The organism is Cryptosporangium aurantiacum (assembly GCF_900143005.1).
GTDB lineage: Bacteria > Actinomycetota > Actinomycetes > Mycobacteriales > Cryptosporangiaceae > Cryptosporangium > Cryptosporangium aurantiacum.
This window is the reverse complement of the sequence record NZ_FRCS01000008.1, coordinates 58,899-74,006: the sequence shown is the minus strand read 5'-3', so window position 1 is coordinate 74,006 and position 15,108 is coordinate 58,899. Positions and strand designations below refer to the sequence as shown.

At 71.2% G+C, this 15,108-nt stretch carries 16 protein-coding genes; all 16 read right to left on the bottom strand.

Features of this window, described 5'->3' with window-relative positions; genetic code table 11:
• The 16 genes from fliP to fliG all read right to left on the bottom strand — a co-directional run bounded on the left by fliP (position 1) and on the right by fliG (position 15,078).
• Complete coding sequence (gene fliP / locus BUB75_RS25385) at positions 1-906, bottom strand: flagellar type III secretion system pore protein FliP (protein WP_073260330.1); 906 nt, start codon at positions 904-906, stop codon at positions 1-3.
• A complete protein-coding gene (gene fliO / locus BUB75_RS25380; RefSeq protein ID WP_073260329.1) occupies positions 903-1,403 on the bottom strand; it encodes a flagellar biosynthetic protein FliO in 501 nt (166 codons plus the stop codon). Before fliO ends, fliP begins: the two co-directional genes overlap by 4 nt.
• Positions 1,400-2,161 (bottom strand): flagellar motor switch protein FliN, encoded by a 762-nt coding sequence (gene fliN / locus BUB75_RS25375; RefSeq protein ID WP_073260328.1) that lies wholly within the window; start codon positions 2,159-2,161, stop codon positions 1,400-1,402. The genes fliO and fliN overlap by 4 nt, the downstream gene beginning before the upstream one ends.
• Complete coding sequence (locus BUB75_RS25370; protein WP_084741771.1) at positions 2,158-3,066, bottom strand: flagellar motor switch protein FliM; 909 nt, start codon at positions 3,064-3,066, stop codon at positions 2,158-2,160. Before BUB75_RS25370 ends, fliN begins: the two co-directional genes overlap by 4 nt.
• A gap of 124 nt (positions 3,067-3,190) precedes the next feature.
• The gene (locus tag BUB75_RS25365; protein WP_073260326.1) at positions 3,191-3,646 is read right to left on the bottom strand and encodes a flagellar basal body-associated FliL family protein; all 456 of its coding nucleotides are present in this window, start codon (positions 3,644-3,646) and stop codon (positions 3,191-3,193) included.
• Positions 3,647-3,675: 29 nt separating this feature from the next.
• Positions 3,676-4,701 (bottom strand): flagellar motor protein MotB, encoded by a 1,026-nt coding sequence (locus tag BUB75_RS25360; protein ID WP_073260325.1) that lies wholly within the window; start codon positions 4,699-4,701, stop codon positions 3,676-3,678.
• A 1-nt stretch (position 4,702) separates the two neighbouring features.
• Positions 4,703-5,470: a flagellar motor protein gene (locus BUB75_RS25355; protein WP_073260324.1), complete on the bottom strand. Its 768-nt coding sequence runs from the start codon at positions 5,468-5,470 to the stop codon at positions 4,703-4,705.
• On the bottom strand, positions 5,470-5,751 hold the full coding sequence (locus BUB75_RS25350) for a flagellar FlbD family protein (protein ID WP_073260323.1): 282 nt from the start codon (positions 5,749-5,751) through the stop codon (positions 5,470-5,472). The genes BUB75_RS25355 and BUB75_RS25350 overlap by 1 nt, the downstream gene beginning before the upstream one ends.
• A 396-nt stretch (positions 5,752-6,147) precedes the next feature.
• On the bottom strand, positions 6,148-7,359 hold the full coding sequence (locus BUB75_RS25345; RefSeq protein WP_073260322.1) for a flagellar hook protein FlgE: 1,212 nt from the start codon (positions 7,357-7,359) through the stop codon (positions 6,148-6,150).
• 34 nt (positions 7,360-7,393) lie between these two features.
• Positions 7,394-8,422, bottom strand: coding sequence for a flagellar hook capping FlgD N-terminal domain-containing protein (locus BUB75_RS45470; RefSeq protein ID WP_073260321.1), 1,029 nt, complete (start codon positions 8,420-8,422; stop codon positions 7,394-7,396).
• A 2-nt stretch (positions 8,423-8,424) separates the two neighbouring features.
• On the bottom strand, positions 8,425-10,398 hold the full coding sequence (locus BUB75_RS25335) for a flagellar hook-length control protein FliK (RefSeq protein WP_143175394.1): 1,974 nt from the start codon (positions 10,396-10,398) through the stop codon (positions 8,425-8,427).
• A complete protein-coding gene (locus tag BUB75_RS25330) occupies positions 10,395-11,465 on the bottom strand; it encodes a transglycosylase SLT domain-containing protein (protein WP_073260319.1) in 1,071 nt (356 codons plus the stop codon). The genes BUB75_RS25335 and BUB75_RS25330 overlap by 4 nt, the downstream gene beginning before the upstream one ends.
• A 58-nt stretch (positions 11,466-11,523) precedes the next feature.
• Positions 11,524-11,997, bottom strand: a complete 474-nt coding sequence (locus tag BUB75_RS25325; protein ID WP_073260318.1) for a hypothetical protein — start codon at positions 11,995-11,997, stop codon at positions 11,524-11,526.
• A 9-nt stretch (positions 11,998-12,006) separates the two neighbouring features.
• A complete protein-coding gene (locus BUB75_RS25320; RefSeq protein ID WP_073260603.1) occupies positions 12,007-13,356 on the bottom strand; it encodes a FliI/YscN family ATPase in 1,350 nt (449 codons plus the stop codon).
• On the bottom strand, positions 13,353-14,078 hold the full coding sequence (locus tag BUB75_RS25315) for a FliH/SctL family protein (protein ID WP_073260317.1): 726 nt from the start codon (positions 14,076-14,078) through the stop codon (positions 13,353-13,355). The genes BUB75_RS25320 and BUB75_RS25315 overlap by 4 nt, the downstream gene beginning before the upstream one ends.
• On the bottom strand, positions 14,062-15,078 hold the full coding sequence (gene fliG, locus BUB75_RS25310) for a flagellar motor switch protein FliG (RefSeq protein ID WP_073260316.1): 1,017 nt from the start codon (positions 15,076-15,078) through the stop codon (positions 14,062-14,064). The genes BUB75_RS25315 and fliG overlap by 17 nt, the downstream gene beginning before the upstream one ends.
• Positions 15,079-15,108: the final 30 nt, after the last annotated feature.

Here is a 15,108-nt window from a genome sequence, read left to right as displayed (position 1 = left end):
CTAGCGATAGCTGGCGACCAGAGCGGTCACCACGAGGGTCCAGCCGTTGGACATGACGAAGAGCAGGAGTTTGAACGGCAGCGACACCATCACCGGCGGCAGCATCATCATGCCCAGCGACATCAGCGACGCCGACACGACCATGTCGACGACGATGAACGGCAGGAAGATGACAAAGCCGATGATGAACGCGGCTCGCAGTTCGGACAGGACGAACGCGGGGATCAGCACCGGCAGCGAGACGTCGTCCCTGTTCTTCGGACGCGGTTTGTCGGCGACGCGGTTGAGCAGCGCGATCTCGTCCTTGCGGGTGTGCTTGAGCATGAATTCCCGCATCGGCTTGACGCCGTCGTCGAACGCTTGCGCCTGGGTCTTGGTGCCCTTCAGGTAGGGCTGGACGCCTTGCTCGTTCACCTGGCTGAACACCGGCGTCATGATGAACATGCTGAGGAAGAGCGCCAGCCCGGCGATCACCTGGTTCGGTGGGACGGTCTGCAGGCCGAGCGCGTTCCGGACGATGCTCAGTACGACGTAGACCTTCGTGAACGACGTGCAGAGCAGCAGCACCGACGGCGCGATCGAGAGCACGGTCAGTGCGATCAGGAGCGTGATCGCGGTGCTCGGCTTGCCGTTCGGCCCGTTGTTGACGTTGACCGTGACCTGCCCGCCCGGCGGAACCGGCGGCGTAGGCGCGGCTGGCTCCACCCGCGGCGCGCCTGGCTCCACCCGCGGCGCGGCGGGCCCGGCAACAGGAGCGGCCGGCTCGGCGAACGGCGCGAAAGGCGCGGCGGTGTACGCGGCGGGCAACGGTGCCGCGGCCGCTACTCCGGACAGGAGGGACGGGCCGCCCCAGAGTCCTAGGGCGGTGGCGAGGCCGAGGAGCACCATCCCCGCCCGGTGCGTCATCGTGGGCGGCTCGACCGATCGCGCAGGAACTCGACCGCCTGGTACCAGGTCGCGGGGGAGAGCATCGAGCCGGCGAGCGGCCCCCGGTCGGCCTCGTGGGCCGCGTGCCGCGCCCGCGACGCCGACCGCGCCTCCGGCGCCGACCTCGCGCCCGGCGCGGCCCCCGAAACCGCCCCGGACGAACGCCCGGACGAATCCAGCACGTCGTCGCCCTGAGCGTCGGCCAGGACATCGGCGAACGGAACCCGTTCGAACGCGGCGAGCGGCGCCTCGGTCAGGTATGTCACCTGTCCGTCGGTGACGCCGAGGACCAGCGCTCGATCGTCCACCTTGACGACGGCCACCGACGCGGTGCGGCTCAGCGGCTGCCGGGACAGCACCGCGAGCGCGCCCGCACCGCGGGCACCGAGCGGGCGCCGCACCAGGCGAGCCAGCCCCCACATCAGGAACAGGACGACCGCGAGCGAGAAGATCGCCCGTAGCGTGACCTCGATCATGGTCCTCCTCCCTGGGGGCGATCGCTGTCCGGCGTGATGATCTCGGTGACCCGGATGCCGAAGTTCTCGTCGATCACGACCACCTCGCCGCGGCCGATCATTCGTCCGTTCACCAGCAGATCGGCCGGGCTCCCGGCGAGCCGGTCGAGCTCCACCACCGACCCGGGGATGAGCGACAGCAGGTCGCGAACCGTCATCCGGGTCTGCCCGAGCTCCGCGGTGACGTCCATCTCGACGCCGTGCAGCAGGTCCAAGCCGTGCCGCAGCGGAGCACCGGACCCACCCGGCCCGCCGGGCGCCGCCGTGCTGGTCACCGCCGTGATCAGCAGGCCGACCAGCGCACGGACGCCGGTGTCGTCGTTGAGCAGTACGAATGCGGCGTCACCGGAGTCGGCGAGCGCGGTGAGTCCCGCCTCCAGGTCCGGAACCGGAATGCCCTGCTCGACGACGACCGCGCCGAGCGTGGCCGCCGCCGCCTCGGCGACCGGCTGGAGGGCCTGGGTGAGGTCCAGCGCGCCCATCGGGCTCTGGGCCAGCGCGTCCACCAGGTCCTGGCTGACCGCGACCAGCAGCTGTCCCTGCGCCGCACCGGAGAAGCTGGCGAGCACGCCCTGCCCGACCAGCCCACCGGTGTCGGGCGCGACCTGGGGCTCGCCGGCGGTGAGCGGATCGACCGCGGGCAGCAGCGGCAGCGCCGCGGTGGCTGCGGCGCCGACCTGTGCGAGCACGCTCGCTGCGGCCTCAGTGGGAGCGGTCAACGCCTGGCGTCCTCTCTCGGGGAGTCGACGACCAGGCAGGCCAGCCGCGCGCCGTGGTTACCGGGGACGGCGTGAGCCAGAGTGATGCCGGCCGTGCTGACCGTCAGCGGCCGGTTGACCGGGTGGTTGAGGGTGACCACGTCTCCCGGTTCCAGCGCGACGATCTGTTCGGGGTACATCTGCGTGGCGCCGAAGCGGACGACGACCGGCAGCTTCGCGCCGAGCAGGCCGGCGGTGAGGTTACGCAGCGCGGCGTCCCTGGCCTGCCGCTCGGCCGGCGTCAACGCGAGCGCCTCGTCGACCTTCTGCAGCGCCAGCATCACCGCGGCGAACGGCAGCGCCATCGTGGCGACGCATTCCTGGCCGCCGACCTTCATCTCCAGCGAGACGACCACCATCGGGTCCGACGGCGCCGCGGCCTGGGCGAACTGCGGGTTGTACTCGATCGCGCCCGCTTTCGGGTCGATCGTCTTGACCGTGTCGAACGAGTACCGGAACTCGCCGAGGATGCGCTCGAGCAAGCCGCGGAACAGCACGGTCTCGATCTCCGACAGCTGGCGCTGCGGCTGCGCGCCGCCGGGTCCGCCGAGCAGGTGGTCGAGGCACGCGAGCGCCATCTCCACCGGGACCTCGAACAGTGTGATGCCGGGCAGCGGGTCGAGCGTCACCATCGTGAGCAGCGTCGGGTTGCCGATCTGCGCGATGTACTCGTCGTAGCTCAGCTGTTCGATCGAGAGCAGGGTCACCTGGGAGATCGCCCGGAGGCTCGAGGTCAGCAACGTGGTGTACTGCCGCGCGAACGTCTCGTACGTCATCTGCAGGGTGCGCGCGTGCTCCCGGGAGAGCTTCGTCGGCCGACGGAAGTCGTACAGCTGGGGCCCGGTGCCCTTCGAACGCCGTGACAACCGGCCGGCGTTACGGGGGGCGCCGGCGGGCGCGGACGACGAAGTCACGTCCGCCCGATCGTCGGGCTGAGCGCAATTCTGAGCAGAATGCGTTTCATGTAATTGTGAACGGCGATAACGCCCGTCACTGGATGACGAACTCGGTGAAATACACCGCCATCACGTATTCGTGCCCCTCCTGGGTGTAGGCCTCGACGACCTTCTCGGTCAGTTCGGCCTTCTCTGCTTCCCGCTGTTTGTTGGTCGAGAGCTCCGCCACCTCGAGGTTGCTGAACTGCGAGATGACCAGGTCGAGCGCCTTGCTGGTGTCTACCGTCTCGTGCGCTTCGGTGGTCGTTTGCAGGCCGATCGCAATCTTCAGGTAGTGCCCGTCGGCGAGGTTGACCGTGATGGCCTCCGCGACGACGACGGCGCTGGGCGTGGGCTCGGGATGGGCCTCTTCTTCGCCCGAGCCGGAGAAGAACGCGAAGTAGGCACCGAGGCCGCCGCCGATCAGGACCACCACCGCAGCCACGATGATGATCAGCAGCTTCTTGCTGCCGCCCTTCTTCTTCTCCTTGTCCTTGTCCTCATCTGCCATCGAACGTACCGATCATCATTTTTCGCACTTTAGTCGTGCGAATCGGTTTCCGTCGAGTGATCGGAGGTCGTGGCGGATGGGGTAGCGCCCTCCTCCGTCTCCGCAGGCTCCGCGGTTTCGCTCGCGGTCGGCGTCGGTGTGGCCGTGGCCGTCGAGGACGCCGAGACGGACTTCGCCGCGGCCGGGAGGAGCGAGCTGGTGTCGTCGGGCAGGTCGGAGAGGACGACGATCTCCACCCGGCGGTTCTGCCTCACCGAACGCGGGTCGCTGGGGCTGATCAGCGGCTTGGTGCCGGCGAAGCCGACCGCGCGTAGACGGTTCGCCGCGATGCCCTCGTTGCCGGTGAGGTACCGGACGACGGCGCTGGCCCGCGCGGTCGACAGCTCCCAGGCCGACGGGTAGTTGCGCGTCGGTACCGGCAACTGGTTGGTGTGGCCGTCCACCTCGATGCTGTTCGGCAGCGCCTTGAGCGTCGGGCCGACCGCGTGCAGGATCCTCTGACCGACCGGGCGGAGGACCGCGCTGTCACCGGTGAAGATCACCGCGTTGGTGATGATCGTGACGACCAGGCCGCGTTCGTCGATCGTGAACGAGGCGTCGCCGGCCAGGCCCTGCTGCTTCAGTGCGGCGGTGATCTTCTGCTGCGCCTCGGTGAGGTTTTCCGCCTCGGCTTCGGCGGCCAGCATCCGGGTCTGCGCCGCGGCGAGATCCGCAGCCGCGACCGCCTTCTTGACCAGCGCCTTCTCTTCCTCGGTCAGCTGGCCGGCCGGGCCGGAGCCCGCCGCCATGTCGAGCCCGGCGCTGTCAGAGGAACTGCTCTGCAGCACCGAGCTCGAGCCTTGCAAGACGGTGTTGGTGCCGAACGCCTGGTTGAAGCCCTCCTGGAGGAGGATGACCTTCGTCTGGTCGACGTTGCTCATGGCGAAGAGCACGAGGAACAGCACCATCAGGAGCGTCATCATGTCCGAGTAGCTGACGAGCCACCTTTCGTGGTTCTCGTGCTCCTCGTGCTCTTCGTGCTTCTTCCGTTTGCCGTGGCCCCCGCCGCCGGACATGTCAGGCAGCCGCCTTGGCGGGCGCCGGGTTCGGAAGCAGCGACTTCAGCTTCTGCGCGACCAGACGCGGGTTGGCGCCGGCCTGGATCGCCATGATGCCCTCGATCGAGAGGTTCATCTGGTCGACCTCCAGCTCACTGAACCGCTTGAGCCGGGAGGCCATCGGCAGCCACATCAGGTTCGCCGACAGCAGACCCCAGAGGGTCGCGACGAACGCGGCCGCGATGACGTGACCGAGCTTCTCGGGCTCCGCCAGGTTCTCCAGCGCGTGGATCAGACCGGTGGTGGTACCGATGATGCCGATCGTGGGTGCGTACGCACCGAGGTCGGCGAAGAACTTCGCGGCGGTCTTGTCCCGCTTCTTCTTCGCCTCGATCTGCCCCTCGAGGATCTCCCGGAGCTCCTCCGGGTCGGTACCGTCGACGGCGAGCTGCAGGCCGTCCTTGAGGAACGGGTCCTTGACGTCCTTGATCGCGTCCTCGAGTGCGAGCAGGCCTTCCTTACGGGCCCGCTCGGCCAGCTTGACGATCGTGTCGACGGACGCACCGGCGTCCACCTTCTTGGCCGTCAGGCCACCGACGAAGTTCTTGAAGAACGCGATCGTGTCCTGCAGCGTGCTGCCGGTCATCGCGGCGGCGATCGCACCACCGAATACGAGCAGCAGTGGCGCGACCAAGAAGATCGAGCCGACGCTACCGCCCTCGAGGATGATCGTGGTGAAGACGATGGCAAAGGCGACAACTAGTCCGATAATGCTAGCGGGGTCCATCAGCGCTCCCGGCGGTGCAGCGGGACGACGGTCTGCGGCGCAGCGTCATCCACGGCGGTCAGGGTCGGGGTGTTGGTGGGCGGTACGGCCCGCTGGGCTTCGGCAATGACCGAAGCCCGAAATTCACGGATCAGGCGTGCCACCTCGCTCAGGGACTCGGAGACGAGGTACTTGGTCCCGTCGACGAGCGTGATCACCGTGTCGGGCGTGCTGTCGGCACGCTCGATCAAGTCGGGGTTCAAGGCGAATTCCTGGCCGTTCAGGCGCGTCACGATAATCACGGCAGTCCGTCCCTGGAGTTCGTCTCGGCGGGCTCATCCCTGAGTCCTGTCAACTGAGTCATCGGCCGACCGCCCACACGCGTGAGGAATCGCAGGTCGCGGTACGGGCGCACTCCGGTTGGTTCCCGGTTGCGGAAAGTACGTGCGTACGGTTTGAGTTGGGGTGGCGTTCGGGCGGTCTTTCGACCGCCCGAACGGACCAGCTCGGGGAGTGCGCCGGTGCGCGAAATGCGCCTTCCGGCCCATGCAACCCGCGTGCACCCGTCGGGCCCTGCAACGCCTGTTCGAACGGCACTTCCGGACGCTCTGCCGCGCGCCACCGCAAGCGGCCGGGGCGCCCGGCCGCCTCCCGTCCCGCCGCCCGCCGCTTCGTGCGGCGGGCGCGGCCCCGGCACATCAGCGCTTGAGGTTGACCAGGTCGTTGAGGAGCTCGTCGGAGGTGCTGATCACCTTCGAGTTCGCCTGGAAGCCGCGCTGGGCGATGATCAAGTTCGTGAACTCGCTGGCCAGGTCGACGTTCGACATCTCCAGCGTGCCGCCCATGATCGAGCCGCGGCTGCCGCCGCCCGGCGTGCCGAGCTGGGCGACACCGGAGTTGACCGTGCCGCGGAACATCGAGCCACCGGCCTTCTCCAGGCCGGCCGCGTTGTTGAACGACGCCAGCGCGATCTGGCCGAGCGGCTTCCGCAGCCCGTTGGTGAACGAGCCGACCAGCTGGCCGTCCTTGGTGATCGAGAAGCCCTGCAGCGAGCCCATCGCGTACCCGTCCTGGTTCTGGGGTGCGACGGTCGTGGTGCCCGCGTAGTTCGTCAGGCCGGCCAAATCGACGTCGATATCGCCGGCCGTGGCCGCGAACGTCAGGGGAGACGGGTCGGTGACGGGGTTGGTGCCGTCGTCATCGAAGGTGATGGTTCCGGTGACCTCGGGCGCGTTGGTACCGTCGCCGACGTTCAGATTCCAGACGTTCGTCGCCGCGGTCTTGGTGAGCGTGACGGTGAGCTCGGTCGCGTTGCCGGAGCCGTCATAGACGGTCAGCGACGGGGTGACGACCGTGCCCTCCTCGGCGTCGCTGGGCAGGTTGCCTGCGAACGTGACCTCGGTGGTCTGCGACGGGGCGAGCAGCGTGCTGATCGGGAGCGACAGGTTGGTCGGTGTCGTGTTCGACGGGATCTCGCCGGTCTCCGGGTCGGCGACCCACCCCTGGACCCGGGCACCGTCGGCGGTGACGAGCGACCCGTCGGCGTCGAACGAGAACGAGCCGGACCGGGTGTAGAGCGTCTCCTCGTTGTTCTTCACCGTGAAGAACCCGTCGCCGGTGATCATCAGGTCCGTGCTGCGGCCGGTGGTCTGGGCCGAGCCCTGGGTGAAGTTCGTGGAGATGCCCGCCAGCTGGACGCCGAGGCCGACCTGGGCCGGGTTGGTACCGCCCTGGACCTCGTCCTGGGGTGCGGCCGGGGATTTCAGCATCTGGTTCAGGGTGTCTTGGAAGACGGCTTGGCTGGATTTGAAGCCGGCCGTGTTCACGTTCGCGATGTTGTTGCCGGTGACGTCCATCATCTGCTGGTGGGCGCGAAGACCGCTGATACCGGAGAAGAGCGAGCGCAGCATGTGATCGGCTCCTTTGATCGATAACGCGTGGCGCTCAGGCGCCCGCAGTGGTGGCGCCGGGCGCCGTGCCGGGTGTGGTCGGGCCAGGCGGCGTGGTCGGCGACGCGGTGGTGGGCGTCGGGCTGCCGGTCGTGGTCCCGGTGTTGACCGTGGTGGTGCTCGCCGGAGCGGTACCGGGCGCTGTAGCGGCCGGCGCGGCCGTGCCTGGTGCCGTAGCACCGGGCGCCACCGTCCCGGGGGCCGCCGTGCCGGGCGCCGTAGCACCGGGCGCCACCGTCCCGGGCGCCGCCGTCCCGGGCGCGGTTGCGGTTCCCGGGGTGGTTGCGCCCGGCGCGGCCGGGGCGGTCGCGCCCGGAGCAGTCGTTGTGCCTGGGGCTGTGGTGCCTGGGGCTGTGGTGCCTGGGGCTGTGGTGCCTGGGGCTGTGGTGCCTGGGGCTGTGGTGCCTGGGGCTGTAGTGCCCGGAGCCGTGGCGGTGCCTGGGGCTGTCGTGGTGCCGGGAGCCGGGGTGGTGCCCGGGGCCGGGGTGGTCGCGGGTGGGGGCGTCGCGCCCTGGGGAGTGGTCGCGCCCGGAACCGCATCACCGATCGGCGTGAAACTGCCCTCGGCGGCACCGGTCGTCGGCGCCGCGGTCGTCTGCGCGACCTTCCCGATCCCGGTCACGTTCGACATCGGGATCGAGAGTCCGTTCACCGTGACGCTCGGGTTCGTGCCGATCGTCGCGCCGGTCACCGTGCCGGTCACCGGGTTGCCGTTCGAATCCGTGTAGGTGACTTCCTTACCGACCAGGTTCGCGGCGCCGAGCGTCAGCTGCGCGGTGAGCATCTGCTGCTGCACCTCGGCCAGGTCGGTGAGCTTCTCCACGGTGGTGAACTGCGCCGTCTGGGAGACGAACTCGGTGCCCTGCGCCGGGTTCAGCGGATCCTGGTACTTCAGCTGGGCGACCAGCAGCTTGAGGAACGCGTCCTTGTCGAGTTCCGCGGACGGCGGTTTGGTCGGCGGGGCGCCGAGTGCCTCGTTGAGCGCGGCACCGCGGTTCGCGGAATTGTTGATGGGAGTCGTCATCGTCAGACCTGGAGGTCGAGGGCGTGGCGGCTGGTCCCCGGGGTCGTCGGCTCGGCGTACCCCGGCGGCCGCTGGCCGGTGGGTCGTGGGTTCTCGCCGCCCGGGTTCTCCCGCTGACCGCCCCGGCCGGGCTGGTTACCGAAGCCCTGGTCGGCCGCGCCGAACCCGCGCCGGTCGTTCTGGCCGGCTCCGGAGCCCTCGGTGAAGTCGAACGCGGCACCGGCGAACCCGGCGTCCTCGAGCTGCTGCCGCAACTCCGGCAGCGCCGCGCGCAGCGTCTCCCTGGTCAGCTCGTTGGCGCCGGTGAAGTGCAGGTGGACCTGGCCGTTGCGGATCTCCGCGACGACGCCGATCGTGCCCAGGTCGTCCGGGCGCAACTCCATCGCGATCCGGTGCACGCCGTCGCCCTGCGTCCGCAACGGGATGATCTGGTCGGCCACCTGCGCGGCCGGGGGAGGCGCCGGCGCCTGCTCGGCCGCCCCGGCACCGGTGAGGTCGACCGACGTGGTCGCGCCCAGGTCCGGTGTCGCGAGGTTCGGCGTGATCAGGTTCGGGTCGGGTCCGGCCGCCGCCGGGGTGGGGGCGAACGTGGCCTCCGGCATCGCAGTGCCCTCGGCGCCGCGCTGCTCGGACTCCTCGCCGGTGCCGTCGTCCCCGGCCGGGCCGGCGTCGACGCCGGTCGCCGGGGTGTAGGCCGTCAGGCCCGGCGGAGCAGCCGGCGCAGGGAGCGGGCCGCCGGGCGCCGGGATCGGTGCGGCTGCGACGGCCTGCGCCGCTGCGTCCGCACCGATGCCCGGTACGGCTCCGGCCTGGGTGGCGGGGTTGAGCTGCCCGAGCCAGCCGGTGGCAGGCTGCGTCGGCACGGTCGGCGGTCCGGCCGCGAGCGCGGCCGCTGCGGCGTCCGGCGGGCCACCCGCGGGCGGCACGGTGCCGGTGGCAGGCGTTCCGACCGCGGCACCCAGGTCGACACCCGGTACGGCGGTGCCCGTCGCGGCGGCCGTGCCCTGCCCGGCGGTGGTGCCCGGCTCTGCGGTGGTGCCTGGGACGGCGGTGCCCGGCACGGCGGCGGTTACGGGGGTACCCGGCCCGGGGACGCCGGCTCCAGGCATGCCCGGTCCGGTGGTGCCCGGCACGGCGGCGGTGGCGCCCGGAACCGGGACACCGGTCTCGGTACCCGCGCCCGCGACACCCGGCGCGAGCGCAACCGGACGCAGGCCCAGCGGGAACGCACCGGCCGTCGGTGTCGCGCCACCGACGCCGGGCACCGGGTTCGGACGACCCGCGCCCGCCTCCGGCGCGACTGTCTCACCGGCGAACGCGGCCGCGGCGGCGGCGCTGTCGGCGTTGGCAGTGATCGCGGCTTCGACCGCGGGGCGTGCCTGGGCGGCGTCGACGACGGTCAGTCCGGGCGCTCCGGCGTCGGCCAGGCCGGTCAGCCCGGGGAACCCGGTCAGCCCGGTGGCATTACCCAGCGCGGCCGGCTTCAGCGCCGGGCCGCCCGGCACGCCGCCCTCCGGCTCAGTGACGACGCCGATGCCGACGACGGCCACCGGCGGAGCGTCCGCATTGATGTCACCGGACCCGGTCGTGCCGAGCGCGAGCTGGCCGTGGGCCAGCAGCGCCGCGGGCAGCGCGAGCGCGCCCGCCGCGTCGGGCGCGGGCATCCCGGTCATCGTCGTGTGCCAGGTCTGGCCGGTCAGCACCGCACGCCGGTCGGTGTCCTCCTCGGCACTGCGCGCGGCGGCCTTGCGGCGCGGCCCCTCCGAGGGGCCGCGCTCGGAGACCGTCGCGTCCTCGGCGCCCTTGCTGCTGGACGCGGCCTGCAGCGCGGAGACGAACTCCTCGTCCTGCTCCTGCCGCTGGCGGCCACCGTTGTCGGTGCCCATCTCACCGGCCGGGCGGGCCGGCACGCTGTTGGTCGCGGCGGCCAGCGACATGGCGGTCGTGGTCGCCGGGGGAAGGGGGAGGATGCTCATGATGCGTCCTTTCCGAGCGCGCGAAGGGCGTTCTGCACCTTGACGACGTAGTCCTGGGTCTCCGCGTACGGCGGGATGCCGTCGTAGCGGCGGACCGCGCCCCCGCCCGCGTTGTAGGCGGCGAGGGCCAGTGGCAACGACCCGAACTCGGTCAGGTGCTGCCGGAGAAGACGTGCGGCACCGTCCACCGCCTGGGTCGGGACGAACGGATCGACCCCGAGGTCGCGAGCGGTGCCGGGCATGATCTGCATGAGGCCGCGAGCGCCGGCCGGGCTCACCGCGTCCGGGTCGTAGTTCGACTCGATCTTCGCGACCGCGGCCAGCAGGGCGGGTGAGATGCCGCGCCGGGCGCCGGCGTTGGTGAACAGGCCCGCGAACGGCACGCCGGCGAGCACGCTCCCGGCGGTGCCGGCGGCGGACGCGGACTCGCGGAGCGCGGCGGTGCGCAGCAGGCTCCCCGCGGCGTTGGCCGCTGAGGTCTGTAGCTCCTCGGCGGGTAGCACGCGGCGGATCGAGGTCGGCGTCTCGTAGACGGAGCCGATCTTCACCCGTTCGCCGGGCTCGGGGGCGTGCAGCATCTTGCCGTTGCCGACGTAGATGCCGATGTGTTCGTACCCGTCGAAGACCAGCAGGTCACCGGGTTTCGCCTGCTTCATCGAAGGCACCGGGGTGCCCTCCAGCCGCTGGTGCCGGACCAGCCTGGGGACGTCGACACCCAGGTCCTTGAACACCCGCTGGACGAGCCCGGAGCAGTCCAGGCCCCGCATCGGGTCGGTGCCGCCGAACACGTACGGCACGCCGAGGTACTTGCGGGCGGCGGTCACGATGTCGCCGCCGGTCGGACCGCTCGGGTTCAGCGCGTTCCCCACCCGGGCGGCGGTGCTGGTGTTCGAGGCTCCGGCGGTTCCGGCGCTGGTGTCAACGGACCCGGCGGCGTCGGCGCGGGCGGCGTCCAGCGCACTGGCGAACCCGGTCGGGCCGATACCGGCACCGAACCGCGTCGCCATCTGCTGCATCTGGGTCTGGATCGCCAGGATCCGCGAAGAGACCTCGGCCAGTCCGGTCAACGTTGCCCCCCGTACTGCACCGGTGCATCGCCCCCGCATGCACCCGTACTGCTCCCCTTCAGGGCGCGTCGGTGCGCTCGGCAGGGGACTCCGTACTCTCCATCGGCGGTTTGACCCGCGACCTTCGGGTTGTCGCCAATTCGTCGACGAGGAGCTGGTCCTCGGCGAGCTCGGCGGCGGCCTGCTCGGCGGCGTGTTTCTCCTTGAGCTTCTCCACCGCGCGCCGGGCACGGGAGGCCTCGGAGTGCTCGCGGAGCTTCTCGGCGACCGCCTCCTGCGCCGCGGCGGCGACGCGGTTGGCCGCGAACAGCTCCGCCGCGAGCGCCTGCCTGGCCGAGATCGCGGCGACGTATGTGCGAGCCATCGCGGCGTCCGGCACGTGACGCCCGCGCAGCACCTCACCGCGCTCCTCGGCAGCCAGCTCGGCTTCGCGCAGCGCGGCGCGCGCCGCCAGCACCTCGCCGCGGACCGCGTCCTCCTTCGCTTGGCGGGCCCGTAGCACGGTCGCCAGCCGGAACTTTTTCTTCGCCATGTCGGGTACCTATCCGTGCAGCAGTTGTGCGAGGGCGTCCCAGGCGGCGCCGGCGGGGTACGGATCGCCGATGCTCTGCCGCAGGAACGCGTTGATCGCCGGCCACAGCTCGCGGGCCCGGTCGGCGTCCGGGTTCGTACCCGGGACGTAAGCGCCGATCTCGATGAGCTCCCGGACGTCCCGGTAGGCGGCCATCAGCCGACGCAGCTCCGACGCCATCGCTTTCTGTTCCCGGGAGGTGATCGCGCCGGACACCCGGGACACCGACTCCAGCACGTCGATGGCCGGGTAGTGGCCGGAGGTGGCGAGCTTCCGGGTGAGCACGACGTGGCCGTCGAGGATCGACCGTGCGGTGTCGGCGATCGGCTCGTTCTGATCGTCGCCCTCGACGAGGACGGTGTACAGGCCGGTGATGGTTCCGGCCGACCCCGGCCCGGCCCGCTCCAGCAGCCGGGGGAGCAGCGCGAACACCGACGGCGGATAACCGCGGGTCGCCGGCGGCTCGCCGGCCGAGAGGCCGACCTCCCGCTGGGCCATCGCGGTGCGGGTGAGGCTGTCCATCAGCAGCAGGACGTCCTTGCCGCGGTCGCGGTACCACTCGGCGATCCGGGTCGCGACGAAACCGGCGCGCAGCCGGACCAGCGGCGGCGTGTCCGAGGTCGCGACCACGACGACGGCCCTCGCCAGGCCCTCCGGCCCCAGGTCGTGTTCGAGGAACTCCCGCACCTCGCGGCCGCGCTCGCCGATCAGCGCGACGATCGTGATCTCCGCTTCGGTGCCCCGGGTGATCATCGACATCAGGCTCGACTTGCCGACGCCGGACCCGGCGAAGATGCCGATGCGCTGGCCGCGGCCGCACGGCACCAGCGTGTCCAGCGCCCGGACGCCGAGCGGCAGCGGGTAGCGGATCAGGCCCCGCTCCATCGCGGACGGCGGTTCGCCCTCGACCGAGACCCATTCGGTGTTGGACAGCGGCGGACCGTTGTCCATCGGACGGCCGAGCCCGTCGAGCACCCGGCCGCGCAGTGACTCGCCGACCTGGATCTGGAGCGGTGCGCCGGTGTTCACCGCCCGGTCCCCGGCGCCGACGCCGCCGAGCGGGCCGAGCGGCAGGCAGGAGAGCCGGGCGCCGTCCAGCGCGACGACCTCGGCCGCCACGGTGTTCGTGGCGGCGTGGACCGAGCCGCTCCGGACGCCCGCGATGCCGCCGACCCCGCCGATCCGCACCAGGTCACCGACCCGCCCGGGGACGCCGACCACCGCCACCGACAGGCCGAGCACGGAGTCGACCCGCCCGGTGACCTCCGGACGCGCGGCCCGGAGCGCGGGCGCCAGCCGGTGGTGGAGCAACCTGCTCACCACGGCTGGGCCGCCGAATCCACCATGCCCAAGGCTTCACCGACCCGGAGCAGCGCGGCGGACAGCCGCGCGTCGACCACCGTGGCGTCGCTCTCGGCGATCGCGTCGCCGCTGGCCAGCGACGCGTCAGCCTCCAGCGCCACGGTCCGGCCGTCGATCACCAGCGGCCCTTCGTGGCCGGCCTCGGCGGCGAGCGTCGCGTAGTCGGCGGGGTTGATCCGCACCAGGACCGGCCGGCCGACCGGGACCAGCTCCAGCGCCCTGGCCACCGCGTCCCGGCCGGGGGAGTCGGCGAGCGCGAGCTCCCGGCCGAGTACCGCCTCTGCGAGCACGAAAGCGGCGCTGACCAGCTCGTCCTCGAGCTCGGTCGCGCTCGGCGCTGCCCGCTGCTCCAGGGCGGTGGCGGCCGCGGCGACCGTCTGCAGCGCACGGCGCAGCGCGGCCTGCCTGGTCTCGTTGAAGCGCCTGGTCTCCTCCTCGACGACCTTCCGGGCGGCGTCCGCCTCGAGTTTGGCGGCTCGCTTGCCCTCGGCCCACCCGGCGGCGTAACCGGCGGCCTTCGCGGCTTCCTTCGCCGCGGTGAGCTCGGCGTCGACGCTGGGCGCGCGCGGTATCCGCGCGCCGGCCCGGCTCAGGTTGGTGTCGAACGGCGCTTTGACCGCGCCGTCCGCGGCGGCGCCGCGCAGAACGCCCGCCGACGTCGGGTCAGGCGACGAACTCATCGTCTTCTCCGCGTCGGATCGTGATCTGGCCGGAGGCTTCCAGCGCCCGGATGTTCTGGACGACCTTCGCCTGGGCCTCCTCGACCTGCCGCAGGCGGACCGGGCCGAGCATCTCGATCTCGTCCGCGAGGTTCTCGGCCGCCCGGCCGGACAGGTTGCGCATGATCTTGTTGCGCACGGTGTCGCTGACGCCCTTGAGCGCGGTCGCCAGGTCGGCGGACTCCACCTGCCGGAGCACCAGCTGCACCGACCGGTCCTCGAGGCCGATGATGTCCTCGAACATGAACATCTTGCTGCGGACCTCTTCGGCGAGCTCCGGATTGAGTGACTCCAGGCCCTCCAGGATCATCTTCTCGGTGCCTCTGTCGGCGCGGTTGATGATCTCGACCAGCGGTTGGAGGCCGCCGACCGTCGACATCTCGGTGGGCTGCAGTACCGAGGAGAGCTTGCGCTGGAGCGTCTCCTCGACCGACCGGATCGTGTCCGGTGAGGTGCGGTCCATCACCGCGATCCGGTTGGCGACGTTGGCTTGCAACTCGGGGGACAGGCCGGACAGGATCCCGGACGCCTGCGTCGCGGTCATGTGGGCCAGCACCAGCGCGATCGTCTGCGGGTGCTCGTCCTGGAGGAACGAGAGCAGTTGCCGGGGCTCGGCGCGCTGCAGGAAGTTGAACGGGACGTCGGCGATGCTCTTCGAGAGCCTGCCGACGATGTCCGCCGCCCGCTCCGCACCGACCGAGGCTTCCAGCAGGTCCCTGGCGAAGTCGAGGCCGCCCTGGCCGGCGTACTTGTTCGCGGTGGCGAGGTCGTGGAACTCGAACAGGACGTCGTCCGCGACCTCGGTCTCGATCTGACCCAGCCGGGCGATCTCGGCCGTCAGTTCCTCGATCTCGTTCTCGCGCATCTGCGCGAGAACCTTCGAGGACGCTTCCTTGCCCATCTGGACGAGCAGGATCGCGGTCTTGCGCAGCCCTGACATCTCGCCGGTTGCGGTACTCATCTACGCACCCCGCTCTCCAGCCCCGCGCCC